Below are 523 nucleotides of genomic sequence, written 5' to 3'. Positions count from 1 at the left end.
CGGAAAGTCCTCCCTGCGTCCGCTGATGGCCGGCAGCAGCCCGTCGTTGCCTGATGGATCCAACCCCTCCGCTGCTATAGTGCAGTCGGCTTCTGACGTTCAGTGCAGCCGTCTTCTGAAAACGACATCGTTTCCAAGGATCGCCTCCAAAATGCAGACTGTTCAAAACCCATGTTCGTTAGTAACCAGCTTTGCAGGGTCTTGTCGATGAGTTTTGAGAAAACCGCATGTTGATTGGATACGCGAGAGTGTCGACGGCCGACCAGGATTTGACGCCGCAGATCGAAGCCCTGCAACGCGCCGGCTGCGAGCGTCAGTTTTCTGACAAGGCCAGCGGGGCGAGGGTGAACCGTCCTGGCCTTGCAGAGGCGATCGATTATGCGCGCCCTGGCGATGTTATCGTGGTCTGGAAGCTGGATCGCTTGGGTCGCACGATGAAGGGATTGGTCGACCTTGCCGCTGAGCTCGAAGGCAAACAGATCGGTCTCCGCTCGATCACCGACGGCATCGATACATCGGGAAC

1 protein-coding gene is annotated in these 523 nt (G+C 57.7%); it reads left to right on the top strand.

All coding sequences use genetic code 11. The features are described 5' to 3' along the window. Positions 1-227: 227 nt before the first annotated feature. Positions 228-523, top strand: a 296-nt coding sequence (locus BRX37_RS26540) for a recombinase family protein (RefSeq protein WP_164522564.1), incomplete at its 3' end; no start/stop codon positions are given.

This window comes from Sphingomonas sp. S-NIH.Pt3_0716 (assembly GCF_003950715.1).
Taxonomy (GTDB): domain Bacteria; phylum Pseudomonadota; class Alphaproteobacteria; order Sphingomonadales; family Sphingomonadaceae; genus Sphingobium; species Sphingobium yanoikuyae_A.
Note: the sequence above shows the minus strand (reverse complement) of the source record. Positions and strands in the feature narration are given on the sequence as shown.